This is a genomic window from Streptomyces sp. NPDC004647 (assembly GCF_040609575.1).
Lineage (GTDB): Bacteria > Actinomycetota > Actinomycetes > Streptomycetales > Streptomycetaceae > Streptomyces.
In genome coordinates this window covers 1-19336 of sequence record NZ_JBEXKU010000008.1, presented here as the reverse complement: position 1 = coordinate 19336, position 19336 = coordinate 1, and the positions used below count along the sequence as shown (strand labels likewise).

The following is a 19336-nucleotide window of genomic DNA, read 5'->3' as shown; positions in this document are numbered from 1 at the left end:
CGGGTACGGCAGCCGCGGGATCCCGAGCGATAGCGCCGTGTTTCGCGGCGCCCTTCCCTGCTCCTCGCGGGTGGCCGACCCCCCGCGCCCCGCCCGCGAGGAGCTGGCCGCAGACGGATGCGGCCGTTGGGGTGCGTGATGGGAGCGGAGCCCGCCGTGGTCATAAGGCCACGGCGGGCTCGCTCATTCCCTGGCGTCGCGATGGCCTCTCGCTGCTCTTCAACTTCACTTCCCTCGTCGGCCGTCCGGGTGCCTGGTCCCCCTCGGCGGCGCCTTGCAGGTGGCAATGAATTCGGAATGAAATTCCAGAAATTAAAAGGAATTCCCACTTGCTTTAGAGGTGTACGCGATTAAGATATAAGTGTAAGAACAAAGGGAAACCAAAAAGGACGGTTTCCCTCGGAATTGAGAAAGGCGCGGGAGACATGTTCACGAACCTCAAGATTGAAGAGATCGCCCCCAACCCCGACCAGCCCCGCAAGTTCTTCGACGAGGGCGCACACGAGGAACTGAAGGCCAGCATCCAGGAGAACGGCCTCCTCCAGCCGATCGTCGTCCGCCCGGTCGAGGGCGGCGAGGTCCCCTACATGCTGATCGCGGGTGAGCGCCGGTGGCGGGCCTGCAAGGCGGCAGACCTCGAGGTCATCCCGGCCAAGGTTGTCGAGGGCGCCAGCGAGGAGCGGGCCTACGTCCTCAGCATCGCCGAGAACGTCAACCGCTCGGACATGACCATCATGGAAGAGGCCGGCGCGTATGCCGACCTCAAGGCGGCAGGGTGGACCCCGGCCAAGATCGCCAAGCAGTTCGGCAAGACGGAGACGCACATCACCTGGCGGCTGGGCCTGCTCACACTGCGCCCGGAGGTTGCCGAGATGGTCGACAAGGGCCAGATCAAGAACAACCTGGCCTGGCACATCGCCCAGCTCAACCCGGCCAACCAGATGGTCGCCGCCATGCGGTACGTGCGCGGTGACTTCGACTCGGAGGCCGAGGCGCAGCACTTCGCCAACGGCCTCAAGATGATGGAGCAGCAGACCTCCCTCACAGGCGAGAAGGCCCCCAGCGCCGAGGAGCAGGAGAAGCGCAAGAAGCAGAAGGCCAAGGCCAAGGACGGGCTGGGCAAGGCCGAAGAGGTCCTGCTCCCCCTGCTGGAGGAGCTGGCGGCGAAGAAGCCGGACGACCTGGCCGTTATCCTCGGCGACGACCTCTCCCGCCACATCAAGGTGGTCGGCAAGCTCTACAGCCAGGTGCAGCTGGTCCGGAACCTCCTCAGCAAGGCCCAGGGCATCCAGCGGGCCATGGCCGAGGACTTCAACAAGAAGGCCCTGGAGGTCCAGCAGGAAGCGGCCAAGGCGCAGGAGGGCGAGGCGAAGCCAGAGGCTCAGCCGAAGCCGGTCGCGAAGAAGGCGGCCAAGCCCGCGGGGGCTGCGCGCACGGGGAACCGCGCGGCGGCTGGGACAGCCAGCAAGACCACCCCGGCACGCAGGGTGCCTGCCCAGAAGAAGGCCGCCGAGAGCAGCGGAGCCAAGCAGGCGAAGGCGGCTGAGAAGGCGGAAGCGGCGAAGTGAGCTAGCAGGGGCGCGGCGTCCGCCGCGCCCCTCCGGCCCGGAGGTGCGGGCGTGGTCGAAATCCCCGGGCCGCGCCCGTTCTTCAATTCCAAATTACCTGCGAATTCCTATTCGTCTCCCTGAGTAGAGCCCCCTAAACTCCCTCCCGGCCGCACGGCTGGAAGGGTCAAGGCCCCGGTCTATTCCGACCGGGGCCAGACGCATGATGGGACCACTCGTCCCCCAGTAAGGAAGGAGCCAGGGTGCTTACCCTGTTCACCAATCGCTATCAGGAGTACACGTCGGCACAAGGGGTCCCGGTGCGTATCACCTTGGGCGCTCCCCGCTTCCGGCTCTCCTACCAGCTCAAGCACTCAGTGCGCGAGCTCGCGCCGCGCCGGGAGTACTTCTCCAGGCCCCTTCCGGAGTTCACCACGGCCTACCGGGCGGACCTCGACGAGCTCGGCGCGAGGTGGGTCGCCGAGCGGCTGCGGCAGATCACCGAAGCCGAGGGAGACCACAGGCTGGTCCTGCTCTGCTTCGAGGATCTCTCGGACCCGGCGCAGTGGTGCCACCGCAGGATCTTCGCCGCCTGGTGGAAGGCAACCACCGGTGACACGGTGCGCGAGCTGTCCCCCATGGCCGAGCAGTACGAGCAGGGCACCTTGATGTGAGGGCCGGAACTGCCCTCCCAAGATAGATGACATTATTTCAAGGGGCTCTGCGCTCCTTGTGTTAGGTTCCAGCGCAGCGCCCGGCCCGGCACCCGCCAGGCCGGGCGTTGTCGTTCCGTGCCAGGAGGCGAGAGATGTTCCAGGGCACCATCCCGGGCCCCATGCGCGCCATCGTGCGCGAGACCGCAGGGAGCTGGCCGCGCGGCGAGGTGTACGTCCCATGCTGCGGCAACTTCACCATCGAACGCAGCCTGGCTGGCATGGGCTTCGTCCTGCACTCCGCGGATGTGTCCATCTACACGACCGCCATCGGCCGGTGGCTCACCCGGCAGCCGGTCGGCATCCAGCTCCGAGACGAGAGCAGGGACCAGCTCCACTGGCTGGCCGACTCCCTGGACGACGGCGTCGGCACCGTCGCCACGATGATGCTCGGCACCAGATTCCTCGGCAGCGTCGGTCGCGAGGGGCTCTGGCACCAGCGGGTCGTGCGCTCCTACCGCGACCAGTGGAAGACCAAGCACGCCGAGACCGTCGAGCGGCTATCCGGCTCGGACGTGGCACTCGCCTCCTACCAGGTGGAGGACGTGCGTTCCTGGCTGCAGAAGGTGCCCCGCGATGCCCCGGTGTGCAGCTTCCCTCCCTTCTACGGCAAGGGATACGAGAAGCTGTATGAGCCGCTGAACGAGCACTTCACCTGGGACACGCCCGAGTACGAGCCACTGTCGGACGCCGACGTGGTCGACGTCCTCGGTGCGATCACCGACCGGCCGTACTGGCTGACCGCCTCCAACCACGACGTGCCGGAACTGCACCGCTACCTGCGCGGCGTCATCAAGGCCACCCCGAGGGCGGCTCCCTTCTACGTCTACGCCAGCGAAGCACCGACGCGCATCGTCTCGCCACGTCAGCCGATCGAGCCGGTCAAGGCTCCCCGGCTGCGGCGCGGCGAGGAGCTGGCAGAGCCGCTGTCGCTGTCGCTGCTGAAGCCGGGCCAGTTCAACGCGCTGCGCTCCCGGTACCTCAACCCGCGTATCGCACCGGGCGCGGCGAACCTCGCGGTCGCGGTCAAGGACGGCAACGGCCGGATGCTCGGGGTTTTCGCGATGGCGCCGAGCAGCTACACCCCGGACGAGGCGTACCTGCTCTCGGACTTCGCGGTCGCGCCGACGGACTACCCGCGGTTGTCGAAGCTGATCGTGCTCGCGGCCACCAGCGCGGAGGCTCGGCTGCTGTGCCAGCGGGCGTTCTCGCGGCGCATCCGGTCGGTGTCGACCACCGCGTTCAGCAACAACCCGGTGTCCATGAAGTACCGCGGGCTGCTGCGGCTCACCAAGCGCGGCCCGTCGAACGAGGACGGCTGGGAGTTCCAGCTCCAGTACCAGGGCGCAATGGGCGAGCACACGCTCGCCGATGCCCTGGAGAAGTGGGCGAAGCGGTGGGGCGCCCGTGCCACGACGACGCAGACGGGAGTCTGATCATGGAGGAGTCGACGCAGCTTGCCCCGCCGCAGATGGTGGAGGGCGACCCGCGCACGCTGACGCTGCTGGACCTGAACGCGCGGTTCTTGCCGCACGAGCAGTTCCGGCAGCTGGTCGCGAACATCCAGCGGGATGGGTGCCTGACCTCGACGCCGCTGGTGTGGAACGACACGGAGAGCAGGCGCCTGATCGTGCTGTCCGGCAATCACCGGACGCTGGCGGCGATCGAGGCCGGCCTGAAGACGATCTGGTGGATGCAGATAGACGAGCCGCTGCCCCGCCAGCGGCAGATTGCGCTCCAGCTCTCGCACAACGCGATCGCGGGACAGGACGACCCGGCGATCCTCAAGGAGCTCTACGACGAGCTGGAGTCGGTGGAATGGCGGCAGTACACGGGCCTGGACGACAAGGCCCTGGACCTGCTGGAGAAGGTGGACGTCTCCAGTCTCGGTGAGGCGAACCTCGACTTCGCGAGCGTGCAGCTGATGTTCCTGCCCAACGAGCTGGAGCGGGCGGAGGCTGCGTTCGATGCGGCGCGGGCCACGGGGTCGGCGGACCAGCGGTGGGTGGCTGGCCTGGAGCAGTACGAGCCGGTGCTCGATGCGCTGGAGACCTCGCGGGCCGCGTACAAGATCGGCAACACCGCGACGGCGCTGGGCGTGATCCTCGCCGTATTCGAGCGTCACCTCGGTGAGCTGGCCGAGGGCTGGTTCGACGCAGAGAGCGGCGAGGCGAGCCGGGGCGGCACCGCCCCGCTGGAGACGGTGTTCGGGGTGCGTGAGATCCCCGTCGAGACGGCCACCGTAGTACGCGCAGTGATTGACCGCTTGGTGAAAGACGGCAGCGTGCCGGAGTCCGAGCCGTGGCGCGCTCTGGACGTTCTCGCTGGTCATGGGCAGTAGACACGGTCGTCGGCCAGTCGAACACGGTTGGGGGCTCGGCACCGACGACCCGGCCCGCCGGCCGGGACGGTACTCGGCCGTTCAGCCGGTGAGCTGGGCGCCCGGCTCGTACGCTTGAAGTGCACGTAGTGACCGGGCTCGGGAGGTACCTCATGGCCCGCAGCCACCGCTTTCACCTTGACCGGGGCGGGCATTCAGTCACGGTTCACACGGGCGCAGCATCGGGCGAAATCGAGCTCCTGGTGGACGGTAAAGTGGTCGCCTACCAGCAGGGGCAGAGCAAGGGTGTCACGGTGCTGGGCGCGGAGCTGCCCGGCGACCCGCCGCAGCCATTCACCATCCGCATCGACCGGTCGAAAGAGGCGGGGGATGTGCCCGTCTGCGTAATGGAAGCCGATAGTACGCGCGACCCCATGCCTCGCACACCGCTTGCTGCTCGACAGGGACTGTCCCCCACCGCTGGCACTCCGGTACATCCAATGCGGTGGCTGCGGAGACTTCTACGTCGGCGTTTGAGGCACATCCGCATGCGCCGCCATTAGGCGCCCGATGACCGAGAAGTCGCCGCAGCCATCCGCCTGTTCGCTGCCGCGCTCAAGCCATCTCAGCCGCTGAGCCGATCTCCGGGGCCTCGCGGTGGAGCGGCCCGCCACCGGAGGCGGCACGCCAAACGTACGTGGACCTGGTGTGGGCGTTGTGGGATCTGTTCCCAACCCTGGAGTGCTCACCGGCTCTCCGTGCCGCGGAGTGCGTGGACCTGGATGAGCCGGGAGACGTCACGCGCGGTGATGATGCCCACCAGGCGCTGGCCTTCGATGACGAGGATCCGCATGCCGCTGCTTGGGCGGAGCTCTTCGACTACGTCTTCCAGGAGGTCGTCCGGCGCGCATGTGGTGCACTGCGACAGCGGAGTTGCCACGTCACGCACGCGCAGTGTCTCCCGCTGCAGTACCAGTGTCTTCGCGAGCTGCGGCAGGTGAACCATGCCGCTGGGGCGTCCTTCGAAGTCGAGCAGGGGCAGCGTCGAGTGGCGGGCCCGCATCGCCACATCCTCGACGCAGCGTTCCACGGTCAGCCAGTCCGGGCAGGTCTCCACGGGACTCGACATGGCATCAGCCGCTCGTACCCCGCGCAGGGCTGGAGCCAGCACGGCGTGCTGCCGTTCCGCGTTGGCGACGATCATGACGAAGAAGCCGATGACCGCCAGCCACAGACCGCCCAGGGCGCCGCGCAGGACGGAGATCCATCCGACGGCGATCAGCAGGATGCCGAGGACCTGCCCGCTGCGTGCGGCTGCTCGTTCGGCCCGGTCCCGGTCTCCGGTACGCCACCACATCACCGCCTGGACCACGCGACCTCCGTCGAGCGGTGCGGCAGGCAGCAGGTTGAACACTCCCAGCACGAAGTTCGCCCATCCGAGCCACACCAGGACAGCAGCGGGTACCGCCCAGCCGGTCAGCGCGTTCAGCCCGACGCCTGCCCCGAGCGCCGCTGCACCGACGACCAGGCTGGTTAGGGGCCCGCTGATGGCTACCAGGAAGGCCGCGCCGGCCGTGCGCGGCTTGCTCATCTCGGTCATCCCGCCCAGTGCCCAGAGCGTGATGCTCTGGACTGCGATGTCCTTCTTCCGGGCTGTGATCGCGTGGGCGGTCTCATGAGCCAGCAGGCTCCCGAGGACCAGCAGGGCACCAGCCAGGCCGGCGACGGTGTATGTGGCGTTCGACTGTTCCGGAATCCAGGCGGGGAGCGTCTGGCTTCCCAGGCTGTATCCGAAGAGCACCACGAGCAGGGGCACGGTCCAGTGGATGCGCATCGGTACCCCGAGAACTCGTCCGATCCGTACGGAGCTGTTCATCACCGTCTCCCGCGGACTGAAGCAGGCGGTCCTCCACCCGAGCCGATACGCCCTCGGGGCGTCCCCTCGACCGATCCAGCACGGTGTCCGCCTACTGACAGTCTCGCTCGGCGGGGGCCGGTAGCTGAGGGCGTGGCTTTCCTGGGCATGGGTGGATCACCTGTCGAATGCGGATGGGTCGTCGCGGCCGCCGCTTTGATCAGGGCGGTCCACGTTCGGAGTCTCCCGGGCGGCGCTGTCCTGCGGCTGGGTGGAATCGTCCTGCTGGTAGATGTCGGGGATGCCGTCGGCGTTCTCGTCGGCGGTCTCCTCCTCGTACAGTCGCCGGTACTTGTTGTTCCGCAGTTTCAGCAACACGCACGCCAGGAGCGCGGAGGACAAGGACCCGAGCAGGACGGCGGCCTTGATGTGCTCGATATCCGCCGGGTCGGGGTAGGCCAGCTCGCCGATCAGCAGGGAGACGGTGAAGCCGATTCCGGCGAGCATGGCCACGGCCATGACGTCGGCCCAGGCGAGGTCCGGGTTCAGTTTGGCTCGGGTGAAGCGTACGGCCAGGTAGGAGCCGCCGAAGATCCCCAGGACCTTGCCGATGGCCAGGCCCATTGCCACGCCCAGCGGTTCGGGACGGCCGACGACATCACCCAAAGTGTCCCCTGATACGGCCACCCCGGCTGCGAACAGAGCGAACAGCGGGACGGCCACTCCGGCGGAGACCGGGCGGACGAGGTGCGCGATGTGCTCGACGGGCCGCCAGCCGCTCTCGCCGTCCTTCGCCGTCCGAAGCAGCAGCCCCATGGCGATTCCCGCCACCGTGGCGTGCACGCCGCTGGCATGCATCAGGCCCCAGATCGTCAGCGCCAGCGGCACGTACCAGTACCAGCCGTGCACCCGCCTTCGGTCGTGCAGGTGGAAGAACAGTCCCAGCCCGAGCACGGCTCCGGCGAGGGCGGCCACATTGATGGTCGAGGTGTAGAAGAGGGCGATGACGACGATGGCGCCCAGGTCGTCGACCACCGCCAGGGTGAGCAGGAATGCGCGCAGAGCCGACGGCAGGTGGGTGTCGATGACCGCGAGCACGCCGAGGGCGAAGGCGATGTCGGTGGCCATGGGGACGGCCCAGCCGTTCCACGTGCCTCCCGTGGACGTGGCAACGAGCCCGTAGACCAGAGCCGGCACCGCCATGCCGCTGGCCGCTGCGACCACCGGCAACACGGCTGTTCCGGGATGGCGCAGTTCGCCGACGACCAGCTCACGTTTGAGTTCGGCGCCGGCGACGAAGAAGAAGATGGTCAACAGCCCGTCAGCCGTCCAGTGGGCAATGGAGAGGTCCAAGCCGAGCGCGTCGATACCGAAGTGGAAGTCGCGTACCGACTCATACATCCCGCTCAGTGGCGTGTTAGCCCATACCAGCGCCACGGCCGCGGCGGCGAGCAGCACCATGCCGCCGACTGTTTCCGTGCGCAGAGCGTCTACCACGAAGGTGCGTTCCGGCAGCGGGAGACGGCCGAGGAAGGTGCGGTTCTTGCGGTTCCGGTCGGGCATGAAACTGCACTCCGGGCAGGGGGAGGAAGGCCGGGCGGCGCCTGAGTCCGGGCCGCTCAGACAGCCTGGAGGAGCCGGTCCAGCAGGTACGTCGCGGTGATCACCCCGAGAAGCCGACGCCTGCCATGTCTGGGCCGCTCTACAACGGCGACCAGGGGACTGTGCGTATGCTCCATGAGCTCTGCGATCTCCATGGCTGTGCTGTCAGGACCGGTGGTCGGCAGAAAGGGCACGCCCAGCGGCAGACAGTCGGCGATCTGTCGCCCGAGCAGTGCCCTGCACAGATGGTCGCCATGCGGCTCGTCTATCACGTGGGCCAGCCCGCGGTCTTCCTGTACATAGGCGGGAACCAGTGCCCCTACCAGATGGTCGGCAGGCGCGATCGCGCGCGGCTGCGCGTCAGGATCAACCACCAGCAGGCCGGGCATGCGTTGCTGTACCAGCAGGCGGACCGCCTGGATGGCATCACTGTCCACGCCGACTGAGGCGTACGGCTGGATGAGATCACGTGCGCACATGGCGTGACTCCTCGGGTGCGAGGTCGGTGGTCTGCTTCCACGAAGGCCAGCCGGCGTTCCCGGGCGGCGTCCGGGACCGGCGATCACGCCGCTGGACATGCACGGACACGGCCGGAGCGAGGCCGTTCGGTGATGCGGGCTTCCCGTCGGCCGGCGGCTTGACGAGGACCGCCGTGAGGAGCAACCCCGCAAGGGCGAGGACGGCCAACATGACAACGGCCGTCTTCCGCCAGTTCCACCGTTTCCGGTCGTGCTCGTGGCCCTCGGGGAACTGCTGGTTGAGCGTGTCCATGCGTACGGCCAGTCCGGGGTCCTCGCGGGTCAGGCGTCGCTCGATCCTCGCGAGGGTGCGCTCCTCGTCCATGTCGGGTTCCATGCCAACCACCTGCCAGGTGTCGAGTGCAGTGTCCGCGCTGGGAGCGCGCGGTCTGCACGTGTCGGTGTTACAGCTGTTCGGCGCGGGCCGTGGCCCGTGGTCCATCGGGTGGTCGGAGCATGTCGACGAGGCGCAGCACCTCCATGGGCAGCGGGAAGATGAGGGTGGAGTTCCGCTCGCCGGAGATTTCGGCCATGGTGGACAGGATCCGCAGGTGCATCGCCGCGGGGTGATCCTCGAGCCGTTCTGCGGCGTCCGCGAGCGTTTCGGCTGCCTCGAATTCGCCCTTGGCGTGAATGACTTTGGCGCGCCGGTCTCGTTCGGCCTCGGCCTGGCGGGCCATGGCCCGGCGCATGGCCTCGGGCAGCTCGACGTCCTTGACCTCGACCAGGGTGACCTTCACACCCCATGGGTTGGTCACGTCGTCGATGATCTGCTGGAGCCGCTGGTTGATCTCGTCCCGGTTGATCAGCAGCTCATCGAGGTCGACTTGGCCGAGGATGCTGCGCAGTGTCGTCTGGGCAATCTGTGAAGTGCCCTTGATGTGGTCCTCGATGGCCATGACGGAGCGGTTGGGGTCGACGACGTTGAAGTGGTCACGGCGTTGACCCGTACGGTGACGTTGTCCTTGGTGATGACGTCCTGCGGGGGAATGTCCATGGTGACGGTCCGCAGGGAGACGCGGATCATGCGGTCGACGACGGGGATGATGAGGAACAGCCCCGGGCCCTTGGCGCCGATGATGCGTCCCAGGCGGAAGATCACCCCGCGTTCGTACTCGGGCACGATCTTGATGGACATCATCGCGAGCAGGAGCAGGATGGCCGCGGCAACGATGATGCCGGCCAGTGCGGAATTCATGATGGTCCTCCTCGGTGGGGCGTCGGCCCTCGCGGGTCTCGGCGCTATCGACGATGAGGTCGAGGCCCTCGCGGCCCACGACCCGGATGTGCTGGCCTTCGTCGACCGGGGCGTCGCGGCTGCGGACGGTCCACCATGCCCCGTCGAGCAGCATCTGACCGGTCCCGCCTTCGACACGGCGGACGACCGCCTCACGGCCGACGAGCGCCTCCCCTCCGGTGGTGGCCGGGGCCCGGCGGGCTTGCCAGGCGAGACGGCCGGCCAGAAGCGAGCCGTCCCCGACCATGAGAGCGGTCGGCCACAGGACGGCCGGATCGACGCCCACCTCGCCGCGGAAGAGGAAGATCCCGGCCAGCATCAGGGACGCCGTGCCGCCGGCAGCGAACACCCCGACTCCCGGGGTGAGCACTTCGCCGATGAACAGGGCGGCGGCCAGCGCGAGCAGGAGCAGGCCGGCCGCGTTGAAGGGCAGCACACTGAGCGCGACGAAGCCGATGACCAGCAGGATCAGCCCGGTGATGCCGGCGAAACCCATGCCGGGGCTGGCCAGTTCGTAGATCACGGCGAGTGTGCCGATCGACAGGAACAGGTACGCCAGTTCCGGGCTCGCCAGCATCTGCCGGAGTTCACCGAAGAACCCGAGTTCATGCTCGACAACCTGTGCTCCGGTCGTGTGCAGCACCACCTCGTTTCCCGGGGCGAGGGCCACTGGGCGGCCGTCCAATGCCGTGAGCAGGGCATCGCGGGACGGCGCCACCAGGTCGACCACCCTCATGCGCAAAGCCTCCTGATCGGAGACCGAGGTACCGTCGCGCACCATGTCGTCGGCGAACTCGGTGCTGCGGCCTCGCTGTTCGGCGATGGAGACCGCGAACGTGGCCGTGTCGTTGACCACCTTCTCGCTCGCCTTCTCGCCCTCTCCGCTGACGGGCGTGCCGGCGCCGATATGGGTGCCGGGGGCCATGGCCGCGACATGAGCCGACATCGCGATGTAGGCCCCGGCCGACGCCGCACGAGCGCCTGAGGGGGCGACATGGACGACGACCGGGACGGGTGAGCCGAGGAAGGTCTGGACGATCTCCCTCGTCGACTGGAGCAGCCCGCCGGGGGTGTCCAGCTCGACCAGGAAGGCCGCGTGGTTCTCACGCTGCGCGATGCGTATCCCCTCCTCCAGGTGTTCCGCGACGACCGGCGTGATGGTGTCGTCGATGCGCGTCGTCAGGACCGTCGGAGCTTGCGCCGCGGCCGTGGGCAGGGCGAGGAGATAGGCGAGGCCCACCAGGAGCGCCTGCGCGATCAGCGGGATCGGCGACACTGCGTCGCGTCCCCGAAGCACGGCGGCGCACCCCCCTCGTCCCTGGATCGGAGGATGTTCCTTCGGTGCTGTTCCAGTGCCCGTGGGAGATCGCGTGGACGCCCGTCGGTCGCGTTCAGGGACGGCCGTCTTGGGCGTCCTTTTTTGCCGGGCTACGGCAAAATGAAATCAAGGGGACCAACGCTGCAAGGGAGCACGCATGGCTGCCTCCATCACAGTCCGCAGTGATGCCGACGCACCTGCGCACTTCGCCGACAGGTACGTGGACCTCCTGACCAGGGCCGACGGGCGGAGGCTCCGCGATGAGGAGCTCAAGGGCCTTCGGGAGCTGGCCGCGGCAGCGGCTGACCACGGCGTGGCGCTGCGTACTCTGGTCGGCGAGTGCCTCACTGCCGCCTGCCAGGCATGGCCGGACATACGCGAAACTAGCAAGGCCGCAGACCGGGACAGCCTCAGCGAAGGGCCCCCGTCCGTCCTGCAGGCGGTGCGTGACGCGACCGTGGCCCTCACCGAGGGCTATGAGACCGCGCACCGGGGGGCGATCCGCCGGGAAGAGGCGATGCGGCGCGAGTTCGTCGACGACCTTCTTCACGGGCGCACCGATCTCGGCAAGCTCGCCGAGAGAGCGGAGCGTTTCGGGCTGCGTCTCGTCGGGCCTCACAGCGTCGCCGTAGTCCGGGCTGCGACCGCCTTCGGCGCAGGAGATCCTGCCACTCGCTATGTCGAGGAGGGCATGGCCGCCGCGTTCGGTGTGCACGATGTCCTCATCACGACCAAGGACGGCCTGCTGGTCTGCGTATCCCCCGCCACCGAAGCGGACGCCCCGCAGCGTTTCGCCACACAGGTCCGCAGCGCAGGCATCAGCGGATATCAGATCGCTGTCAGCCGCCCCCGGCCGGGCCCCAGCGGCATTGTCCGTTCCTACCAGGAAGCGCGCAGCACTCTCGATCTTGCCGACCGGCTGGAACTGACCACCCCGGTGGTGAACGCCTCCGACCTGCTGGTCTTCCAGGTACTGGGTAGGGACCGGGCGGCCATCACCGACCTGGTGGCCACCGTGCTGGGGGCCCTGGAACGAGCGCGTGGCGGCCCACAGCCCCTGCTGGACACGCTCACCGCCTACTTCGCCAGCGGCTGCGTGAACACCACCACAGCCCGCCGACTCGGCCTCAGCGTCCGCGCGGTCACCTATCGGATTGCCCGCCTCCGGCAACTTACCGGTTACGATCCTGCCGATCCCGACCAGCGATACACCCTGCACACCGCGACGCTGGGAGCGCGTCTGCTGGGCTGGCCCTCCCGTCCCCTGGAGCGCGCTGACTGGTGACTGCGCCGGCCGTCGGGCACCCGCCGGCCTGCGCAGCGCATGGTGGTCGGCACAATGGGAGGCCCGGACCGACGTCAAAGGATGTGTCCACCGCAAGGCGCCGGGTGCAGCTCCGTGGAGCTGTCTCCTGCCGCGTCACTACGCCCCGGCGCTGTCCGAGAACCGTCTGGAGCCGCTTCCGGCTCCCAGGCCCTGGCCATGGTCGGCGGCGTATGCAGCGAGGACATCCTTCCGCGACCCACCCGTGCGGAGATACAGCTGGTCGAGGACAGTGGCGAGGTCATCCAGAGCAGCAGCCAGCATGGCAGCCGTCAGGCGCACATCCCTCCGTCTGGCCGTCTGCCCGTACTCGGCGAGGTCGGCGGCACAGTGGACCGTGACGGCCAGGGAGGTCCGCTTCTCACCGTCGTGGAAGTAGTAGGTCTCCGTGTACTGCGTGAAGTCGACACGAACGCGCACCACTTCGGTGGCCAGGCTCTCCAGAAGGGAGGCCCCCAGGGCGCAGCCCAGCTGCCGCATCGACGGATCCGTACGGCTCAGCAACGCCAGCCGGATCGCCAGGGCCCGTCGGCGCGCGAGTGCCGGATAGGTCTCCAGGACCCACGCGACGGTGGCGGTGAGCAGAACGAAGCCGACCAGGGACTCCAACGGTGCAGCGACGCGGAGCCACCAAGCCGTCGGTGCGATGTCCCCCAGCCCCAGGGTGGTCACCGTGACAAGCGACAGATACAGGGCATCCAGCAGGTCCGCGCGTTCGAACCGTTCCGGTCCTGCGGCGAAGGCGAAGGACTCGGGCATGTGGGGCCAGTAGATGAGGGCCCATCCCAGAATAATGGCCAGGGCCCACGTGCCCATGACCGCGACCATCCCCAGCGGTCCTACGAGCCCGGCCACCCGCCAGCGGGCAGGCAGGTGCCGGGACAGTCTCCACAACGCCGTCATGACCAGTCGGCTCAAGCCTCCCCGACGAGTGGGGTGCCAGATGGTGTGGAACAGGTCCCGCAGGCCGGCCATCACGACCACGGCTCCCGCCACAGACACCGACCATTCCATACGCTGCTCCCACCATCGCAGCTGTCCATGGGTGCCTGGAGTGATGACCGCCGCCCGGGCGCCGCGCCCGCCTTGACCGCGACAGTAACGACGAAGATTACCTGTCCGGCGCAGACCCGCCGCAACGCCCAGGCACACCTCATCCAATCCGTCCAGCTGATCCTGCCCGCGCTCAGTGGGTACAGGATCAGATATGAGCGGGTGGTCGCCAGCGAGCCGAGAGCGGTACCTGCCGATCGAAGACCACGGCCTGATCGGCGACGGCCGCGGTTGTGCCCTGGTGGGCCGCGACGGCGCGGTCCGCTTCATGTGCGTCCCCCGGTTCGACGCACCACCCCTGTTCTGCTCACTGCTCGACAGGCAACGGGGCGGTTCCTTTCTGCTCGCACCGGAGATGCTGCGGCAGAGCCGCCAGCACTACGTGGAGGACACCGGCGTCCTCGTGACAGAACTGCACGCAGACACAGGCGTCGTAGAGATCACCGACCTTCCTCCTCCAACCGGGCGCGCACCTGGAGGAAGACGCCCCAGCCGGCAGGGGGCAACTGGTCCGACATGCAAGAGTCACACGCGGCAGCGTCGACCTGACAGTGGCGGTGCAACCGCGTGGCGGAGCGCGATCCGAGCGTCGGCCCGATGGATGGCAGCTGATCTGCCCCCGCCAGTCCCTGAAGCTGTACCTGAGCGCCTCGCGGCCGCTGCCCGGCCCCCAGTCCACCGTGACCCTGAGCGCAGGGGAGGACCTCTGGGTGGCCCTGCGCTGGAGCGAACAAGCCGTTCCCTACCAGAGCCCACCGATCGATCAGTGGATCAGCGACACCGAAAGAGCGTGGCGGCACTGGTCGGCACGAGTGGTAGACGACTGGCTTCGTCGATCTCTGGGAACAGCGTTTGTCGACGGGTTCCGGAGTCAGTTGGTGATCACTCGGCTCGTGATTGTCGAGCAGAAGTGACGGCGCTGCGCGTGGGGACGGCTACGAAAAGGGAAGGCGGGAACCAACGGGCGTTGGCAGGATGTCCGAGCTCAGCACCCGATGGAAAAGGACCCGCCGACTATGGCTCGTGCCATCACGTTGATCCGCTCTGCCTCCCTGTCCGACGTCGCCGAGTATGCCTACGCGGCTACGGCGCCCGCCGAGTCACGCCTGATCTTCCTCGCCGGGGCGTGTCCGCTGAACGAGGACGGCTCCACGGCAGCGATCGGTGACTACGCGGGTCAGGCAACGAAGGCCATCGAGAACATGCAGGCCGCCCTCGCCACCTCAGGTGCGTCGCTCCAGGACGTCATCAGTACAAGGGTTCTCGTCGCGTCGGCCCGGCGAGAGGACCTGGTGGCTGCCTGGGAGGTAGTCCGGGACTCGTTCGCTGACCATGACGTGCCCAGCACCTTGATGGGCGTCACCGTGCTCGGCTACAAGGACCAACTCGTCGAGATCGAGGCCGTCGCCGCCGTGCTCGATTCTTGAGCCCACTGGCACGCTGAGGCGGCATGACCAGCAACCTTCACCAACGGCATCCCAATGCTGCGATGGCAAGAGATCCAGTGCCTCCCGAACTCATCAACACCACTTCTCCATGGATTGACGCGCCTCCCAGACCCATCGACATGTGACTTCACCACTGCTCGATAAAGCCAGACGACACTCCCCACGCGGATATGGTGCGCCGCTCAGCCATCACCCTCAAGCTATTGGACCATGTCGAGAACGGCGCCATCCTCGCCGCTCCCACCTCATCGCTGCCCGAATGCATCGGAGGCGACCGGAACTGGGACTACCGCTATGCCTGGATACGCGATGCCGCGTACACGGTCTTCGCCCTGCGCCGGATCGGCCTTCCCGATGAAGCCGGAGGATTCCTCCGCTGGGCGCTGACCGCCGCCCAGCGCGAAGGACGGATGCGAGTTCTCTACGACGTGGACGGTCGGCCGCCGCCAGTGGAAGTGATCGATGAGGAACTGGAGGGCTACCGCAGTTCCGCACCCGTGCGGTGGGGGAACGCCGCGGCCGAGCAGGTGCAGCACGATATCTACGGGGAAATCCTGGACTGCGCCTTCCAGTGGGCGGCCACGGGCGGAGCGTTGAGCTATGACCTGTGGCATCGTCTGGCCCACTTGGCTGAACAGGCCCGCACCGCTTGGAAGACGCCGGATCACGGCATCTGGGAGGTACGCACCCACGGGCGCCCGTTCACGTATTCCGCAGCGATGTGCCAGGTGGCGCTCGACCGCGCGGCACGGCTCACCACCCGCCTGGACCTCCCGGGCGACGGCACCACTTGGGCCACGGAGGCCCGCCACCTCACCGGAAGGATCATCCGCGATGCGTGGGACGAGCGCATGAACTCCCTCACCGAACACCTCGGTCATGGTGGAGGACTGGATGCCTCGCTCCTCGCCCTGCCGCTCAGACGCGTCCTCCCAGCCGATCACCCGCGCATGGTCGCCACCACGCGGGCGATCGCCGAACGGCTCGGCGCGGGCGATGGCTTGCTGTACCGCTATCTGCCGCAGGACTCACCCGACGGGCTCGACGAGCCGGAGGGTGCATTCCTGCTGTGCAGTTTCTGGCTCGTGGACAACCTCGCGGGCCAAGGCCGCGTCGACGAAGCCTCCGAGCTATTCGAGAAACTGTGCTCCTACGCCAGCCCGCTCGGCCTGTTCGCCGAGCAGATCGACCCCAGCGACCGCTCCTTCCTCGGCAACTATCCCCAAGCACTCAGCCACGTCGGGCTCCTCTCCAGCGCCGTCGTCCTCGCCCGCGCTCAGCGCGGCGTACGCCCGGAGCTCTCCACCCACGCATGGTTTCAGTGAGGACAGCCGCCGGGGCCCCTGGACAAGCCCTGTCCCGGCACGCCAAGCATGCCCGGAGAGAGCGTCACAACAGCGAGTAAGGCGTGGCCAGATGTGGTCCCAAGCGGCTTCCCCCTCACCGCTGTGATGGCTGTCTTCCGCCTCAATCTTGTGAAGTGGTTCTCAGCCTGGAAACAGGGCCCATTCGAGTCTGCATACGGTTTGCCAGAATAGCCCCCGTGACCCTTGCTGGCCCGTTGCCGCCCAGGTGAGACGTATCCGCCGGGTCCACGTGGACGTGCGCGCTCCGGCACGCGAATTGCAGTCAGTAACCGCCGTCGTACCGGGGAATTAGCCATGATTCTTGGGGCCCACTACGGTCGGAAGACATCGGGGGTGCCCCTGCGAAGGGCCCCTCTCGAGTGAGCCGGAAACACATGGAGCAGGCCGTATAAAGGAGTTACGGGCTGTGCTCAGCCTTGGCGCACGTGGTGCATACCAACCGCCGAGCGGGCTGGTCATGGCTGGTCTTTCCCATGCCCGCGAATTCGTGCAGTTCCTGTTTCTCTACCTGGACATGGAGAGGGCACAGGCCTGCGCCGCAGAGGGTGCACACGGCCAATGCGGTCATCGTTTGGCCGAGCGAATGGCAGTCGAAGCAGTTCACTTGTTGCCTCCTTCTCGTGACGTTTTACGGGATGGATCCCTCCGGTCCCGCTGGGTCAGCGTTGATGCGGTCGGCGCAAGCCCATTGGGGCCTGCCGGATTCGATTCCTCGGATGGCCCCCCAAGCACCGAAATGCGATGCGTGCAGGCAGCTCAGGAACCCGTCCCGAGCAAGGCGTTGTTCGATCTGCGCGAGCATGCGCTCTTCATCCATCGAAGTATTCATGCCGACCACCAAGGGTTGAGGGATGCCGAATGAACCTAGGGCGAGCCCTCGGTCCCGCACCCCTCGCCCGGTTCTTCGGCGCTTCATGACCTGTGACTACCCGGGCACGTTATGAAGACCCTGGCCATCGTTGTGCAGGGAGGGCCACTTCTTGGGGGCCCACATTGCTGGACTTCGGCAAGATGGAGACATAGAGCTATTGAAGGCCAGCGGCGAAGTAAGAATGGTGGCCGAGCTACCGAGGCCGACCGGGTCACGGAGGAACATGGGCCCATCGCGGCTCATTATGTGGAACTCCTTGCTCGGAGCGGCGCCCGCAAACCACAGGTACCGATGAAGATCTCACCGTTCTTCGCGGGCCCGCCGCGGCGGCGGCCGACCGGGGCGTGGCGGTCCGCACTGCTGACCGAGTGCCTGACCGCCGCCTTGCCGGACGCGGCCGGACACATGGCGGCGAACATCAAGCGTGACGGGTGCCTGGCCTCGACGCCGCTGGTGTGGAACGACACGGAGAGCGGGCGGCTGATCGTGCTGTCCGGCAATCACCGGACGCTGGCGGCGATCGAGGCCGGCCTGAGGACGATCTGGTGGATGCAGTAGCCGAGCCGCTGGCCCGTCAGCGGCAGATCGCGCTCCAGCTCTCGCACAACGCGATTGCGGGACAGGACGATCCGGCGATCCTCAAGGAGCTGTACGACGAGCTGGAGTCGGTGGAGTGGCGGCAGTACACGGGTCTGGACGACAAGGCGTTGGAACTGTTGGAGAAGGTGGACGTCTCCAGTCTCGGTGAGGCGAACCTCGACTTCGCCAGCGTGCAGCTGATGTTCCTGCCCGACGAGCTGGAGCGTGCCGAGGCCGCGTTCGATGCCGCGCGGGCCACGGGGTCGGCGGACCAGCGGTGGGTGGCTGGCCTGGAGCAGTACGAGCCGGTGCTCGATGCGCTGGAGACCTCGCGGGCCGCGTACAAGATCGGCAACAGTGCGACGGCCCTGGGCATGATCCTCGCCGTGTTCGAGCGGCACCTTGGTGAGCTGGCCGAGGGCTGGTTCGACGCTGCAACGGGTGATGCGAACCGCAAGGGCACAGCGCCGCTGGAGACGTTGTTCGGCGTACGGGAGATCCCGGTGGAGACGGCGGCTTCTGTGCGGGCCGCGATCGACCAGCTCGTAAGGGACGGCAGCGTGCCCAAGGCCGAACGGTGGCGGGCTCTGGAGGTGCTGACCGGTCAAACCTCGTAGTCGAGATGTCGGATACCGTTCGAACGGCACCTTGCAGGCCACGGCAACCGCTGGCGCCCGCCGCAAGAGGATGAGCCGACGATGTGCGCGGGTGGAGATCACCGGGCTGAGGCTGCTGCGTCCAGCCGCGCTCCGACACGCCCGCTCGACGACGACGGCGTCGCGAGGTTGCTCCGCCGCCATGGTGGACATTGCACCGACTCCGGCGTTCCCTGGAAGCACAGGCGCACCAGCACAGCGAGGGGGCGTCCGTGCTCGACACGTTTCATGTCGCGGTCCGCCAGTCAGGACCTGACATCTGCGAGGTGACCGTGACCGGGGAGCTGGACGTCGCTACCGCCCCGGAGCTGCGCGCCGCCCTCCACCAGGCCGTCGCCACGTGTAGACGGATTACCGTCGATCTGTGTCCCTGCGGTTCTGCGACTGCACTGGCCTCACCGTATTGCTGACCGCCGCCCGTACGGCGAAGGCTCACGGTGCCGAGCTGCAGCTCCGCGCCGTCCCTCACGTCCTCGCCCGGCTCCTTCGGCTGACCCACACCCACGGCGCGTTCACCATCGAGTAGCGAAACGCTGACACCGTTCGTGTTGCGCGCTCGCCGATCGGCGGCTGTGGCGGCGGACAGCGGCGAGGCGTGCGCAGTGGCAGGGGCAACTCGACTTGCTTGTGAAAATCATTTTCATTTATGGTGAGGCGCCAGGACGCTCAGTGTGCTGGAGAGCATCGGTGCCCGGGGCTTGCTGAAAGCGGCGTGCGGCCACAGTGGTGGCGCGCCGACTCGGTGACGTTCTCCGCCAACGCTTCAGCTGACAACCGGAACGGTGGCCGTATTGGTGTCAATACCCGTGCAGAAGTGGGTCATTCGAGCTCTGCTCCGTTGGCCTGAAACCGGATATTCATCCTGCTGTCTCTGGGGCACTGAACAGTCCTTGTAGGGTGATCGTACTGAGTGAGAGACGCGGGAGCT

General features: G+C 67.4%; 18 protein-coding genes and 2 pseudogenes. 11 read left to right on the top strand and 9 right to left on the bottom strand.

The window, feature by feature from the left end; all coding sequences use genetic code 11:
• Nucleotides 1–425: 425 nt before the first annotated feature.
• The 4 genes from ABZW18_RS05325 (at nt 426) to ABZW18_RS05310 (ending at nt 4601) form a co-directional block, all read left to right on the top strand.
• Nucleotides 426–1568, top strand: a complete 1143-nt coding sequence (locus ABZW18_RS05325) for a ParB/RepB/Spo0J family partition protein (protein WP_356182360.1) — start codon at nt 426–428, stop codon at nt 1566–1568.
• A 242-nt stretch (nt 1569–1810) separates the two neighbouring features.
• On the top strand, nt 1811–2221 hold the full coding sequence (locus ABZW18_RS05320; protein ID WP_356182357.1) for a hypothetical protein: 411 nt from the start codon (nt 1811–1813) through the stop codon (nt 2219–2221).
• Between the two features lie 134 nt (nt 2222–2355).
• On the top strand, nt 2356–3696 hold the full coding sequence (locus tag ABZW18_RS05315) for a hypothetical protein (RefSeq protein WP_356182355.1): 1341 nt from the start codon (nt 2356–2358) through the stop codon (nt 3694–3696).
• 2 nt (nt 3697–3698) lie between these two features.
• Complete coding sequence (locus ABZW18_RS05310) at nt 3699–4601, top strand: ParB N-terminal domain-containing protein (protein ID WP_356182352.1); 903 nt, start codon at nt 3699–3701, stop codon at nt 4599–4601.
• Between the two features lie 724 nt (nt 4602–5325).
• Here ABZW18_RS05310 and ABZW18_RS05305 read toward each other — a convergent pair.
• The 7 genes and pseudogenes from ABZW18_RS05305 to ABZW18_RS05275 form a co-directional block, all read right to left on the bottom strand.
• Nucleotides 5326–6456 (bottom strand): site-2 protease family protein, encoded by a 1131-nt coding sequence (locus ABZW18_RS05305; protein ID WP_356182349.1) that lies wholly within the window; start codon nt 6454–6456, stop codon nt 5326–5328.
• 156 nt (nt 6457–6612) lie between these two features.
• Nucleotides 6613–7998, bottom strand: a complete 1386-nt coding sequence (gene nhaA, locus ABZW18_RS05300) for a Na+/H+ antiporter NhaA (RefSeq protein ID WP_356182346.1) — start codon at nt 7996–7998, stop codon at nt 6613–6615.
• Nucleotides 7999–8054: 56 nt separating this feature from the next.
• Entirely contained in the window at nt 8055–8516 is a 462-nt protein-coding gene (locus ABZW18_RS05295) for a CBS domain-containing protein (protein WP_356182344.1), read from the bottom strand.
• On the bottom strand, nt 8503–8892 hold the full coding sequence (locus tag ABZW18_RS05290) for a DUF3040 domain-containing protein (RefSeq protein ID WP_356182342.1): 390 nt from the start codon (nt 8890–8892) through the stop codon (nt 8503–8505). Before ABZW18_RS05290 ends, ABZW18_RS05295 begins: the two co-directional genes overlap by 14 nt.
• A gap of 67 nt (nt 8893–8959) precedes the next feature.
• Nucleotides 8960–9454, bottom strand: coding sequence for an SPFH domain-containing protein (locus ABZW18_RS05285; protein WP_356182628.1), 495 nt, complete (start codon nt 9452–9454; stop codon nt 8960–8962).
• Entirely contained in the window at nt 9361–9693 is a 333-nt protein-coding gene (locus ABZW18_RS05280) for an SPFH domain-containing protein (protein WP_356182626.1), read from the bottom strand. The genes ABZW18_RS05285 and ABZW18_RS05280 overlap by 94 nt, the downstream gene beginning before the upstream one ends.
• Before the next feature lie 121 nt (nt 9694–9814).
• A pseudogene (locus ABZW18_RS05275) lies at nt 9815–10039 on the bottom strand (NfeD family protein); the annotation flags it as partial.
• Nucleotides 10040–11267: 1228 nt separating this feature from the next.
• Here ABZW18_RS05275 and ABZW18_RS05270 point away from each other — a divergent pair.
• Entirely contained in the window at nt 11268–12395 is a 1128-nt protein-coding gene (locus tag ABZW18_RS05270; RefSeq protein ID WP_356182339.1) for a helix-turn-helix domain-containing protein, read from the top strand.
• A gap of 138 nt (nt 12396–12533) precedes the next feature.
• Here the strand turns inward: ABZW18_RS05270 and ABZW18_RS05265 are convergent, their stop codons facing one another.
• Entirely contained in the window at nt 12534–13436 is a 903-nt protein-coding gene (locus ABZW18_RS05265) for a potassium channel family protein (RefSeq protein WP_356182336.1), read from the bottom strand.
• Nucleotides 13437–13641: 205 nt separating this feature from the next.
• On the opposite strand from ABZW18_RS05265, the gene ABZW18_RS05260 reads away from it, so the two are divergent.
• From ABZW18_RS05260 to ABZW18_RS05250, 3 genes and pseudogenes are all read left to right on the top strand, one after another.
• Nucleotides 13642–14655 carry a trehalase-like domain-containing protein gene (locus ABZW18_RS05260; protein ID WP_356182334.1) on the top strand — a complete coding sequence of 338 codons (1014 nt, stop codon included), beginning with the start codon at nt 13642–13644 and terminating at the stop codon, nt 14653–14655.
• Nucleotides 14540–14914 carry a Rid family hydrolase gene (locus ABZW18_RS05255; protein ID WP_356182623.1) on the top strand — a complete coding sequence of 125 codons (375 nt, stop codon included), beginning with the start codon at nt 14540–14542 and terminating at the stop codon, nt 14912–14914. The genes ABZW18_RS05260 and ABZW18_RS05255 overlap by 116 nt, the downstream gene beginning before the upstream one ends.
• Nucleotides 14915–15105: 191 nt before the next feature.
• Nucleotides 15106–16260 (top strand): annotated as a pseudogene (locus ABZW18_RS05250) (glycoside hydrolase family 15 protein); the annotation flags it as partial.
• A gap of 439 nt (nt 16261–16699) precedes the next feature.
• Here ABZW18_RS05250 and ABZW18_RS05245 read toward each other — a convergent pair.
• The gene (locus tag ABZW18_RS05245) at nt 16700–16870 is read right to left on the bottom strand and encodes a DUF2180 family protein (RefSeq protein ID WP_356182621.1); all 171 of its coding nucleotides are present in this window, start codon (nt 16868–16870) and stop codon (nt 16700–16702) included.
• Nucleotides 16871–17464: 594 nt separating this feature from the next.
• Here ABZW18_RS05245 and ABZW18_RS05240 point away from each other — a divergent pair.
• The 3 genes from ABZW18_RS05240 (at nt 17465) to ABZW18_RS05230 (ending at nt 18934) form a co-directional block, all read left to right on the top strand.
• Nucleotides 17465–17731 (top strand): hypothetical protein, encoded by a 267-nt coding sequence (locus ABZW18_RS05240; RefSeq protein WP_356182331.1) that lies wholly within the window; start codon nt 17465–17467, stop codon nt 17729–17731.
• Nucleotides 17719–18369, top strand: coding sequence for a hypothetical protein (locus tag ABZW18_RS05235; protein ID WP_356182328.1), 651 nt, complete (start codon nt 17719–17721; stop codon nt 18367–18369). The genes ABZW18_RS05240 and ABZW18_RS05235 overlap by 13 nt, the downstream gene beginning before the upstream one ends.
• A gap of 403 nt (nt 18370–18772) precedes the next feature.
• The gene (locus ABZW18_RS05230) at nt 18773–18934 is read left to right on the top strand and encodes an STAS domain-containing protein (RefSeq protein WP_356182326.1); all 162 of its coding nucleotides are present in this window, start codon (nt 18773–18775) and stop codon (nt 18932–18934) included.
• Nucleotides 18935–19336: the final 402 nt, after the last annotated feature.

What these genes read in the sequence shown, in the direction of transcription:
- ABZW18_RS05325 (WP_356182360.1), top strand. Translation starts at nt 426, where the DNA reads ATGTTCACGAACCTCAAGATTGAAGAGATCGCCCCCAACCCCGACCAG.
- ABZW18_RS05315 (WP_356182355.1), top strand. Translation starts at nt 2,356, where the DNA reads ATGTTCCAGGGCACCATCCCGGGCCCCATGCGCGCCATCGTGCGCGAG.
- ABZW18_RS05310 (WP_356182352.1), top strand. Translation starts at nt 3,699, where the DNA reads ATGGAGGAGTCGACGCAGCTTGCCCCGCCGCAGATGGTGGAGGGCGAC.
- ABZW18_RS05305 (WP_356182349.1), bottom strand. Translation starts at nt 6,456, where the DNA reads ATGAACAGCTCCGTACGGATCGGACGAGTTCTCGGGGTACCGATGCGC.
- nhaA (WP_356182346.1), bottom strand. Translation starts at nt 7,998, where the DNA reads ATGCCCGACCGGAACCGCAAGAACCGCACCTTCCTCGGCCGTCTCCCG.
- ABZW18_RS05295 (WP_356182344.1), bottom strand. Translation starts at nt 8,516, where the DNA reads ATGTGCGCACGTGATCTCATCCAGCCGTACGCCTCAGTCGGCGTGGAC.
- ABZW18_RS05290 (WP_356182342.1), bottom strand. Translation starts at nt 8,892, where the DNA reads ATGGAACCCGACATGGACGAGGAGCGCACCCTCGCGAGGATCGAGCGA.
- ABZW18_RS05285 (WP_356182628.1), bottom strand. Translation starts at nt 9,454, where the DNA reads ATGGCCATCGAGGACCACATCAAGGGCACTTCACAGATTGCCCAGACG.
- ABZW18_RS05280 (WP_356182626.1), bottom strand. Translation starts at nt 9,693, where the DNA reads ATGTCCATCAAGATCGTGCCCGAGTACGAACGCGGGGTGATCTTCCGC.
- ABZW18_RS05270 (WP_356182339.1), top strand. Translation starts at nt 11,268, where the DNA reads ATGGCTGCCTCCATCACAGTCCGCAGTGATGCCGACGCACCTGCGCAC.
- ABZW18_RS05260 (WP_356182334.1), top strand. Translation starts at nt 13,642, where the DNA reads ATGAGCGGGTGGTCGCCAGCGAGCCGAGAGCGGTACCTGCCGATCGAA.
- ABZW18_RS05245 (WP_356182621.1), bottom strand. Translation starts at nt 16,870, where the DNA reads ATGACCGCATTGGCCGTGTGCACCCTCTGCGGCGCAGGCCTGTGCCCT.
- ABZW18_RS05240 (WP_356182331.1), top strand. Translation starts at nt 17,465, where the DNA reads ATGAAGATCTCACCGTTCTTCGCGGGCCCGCCGCGGCGGCGGCCGACC.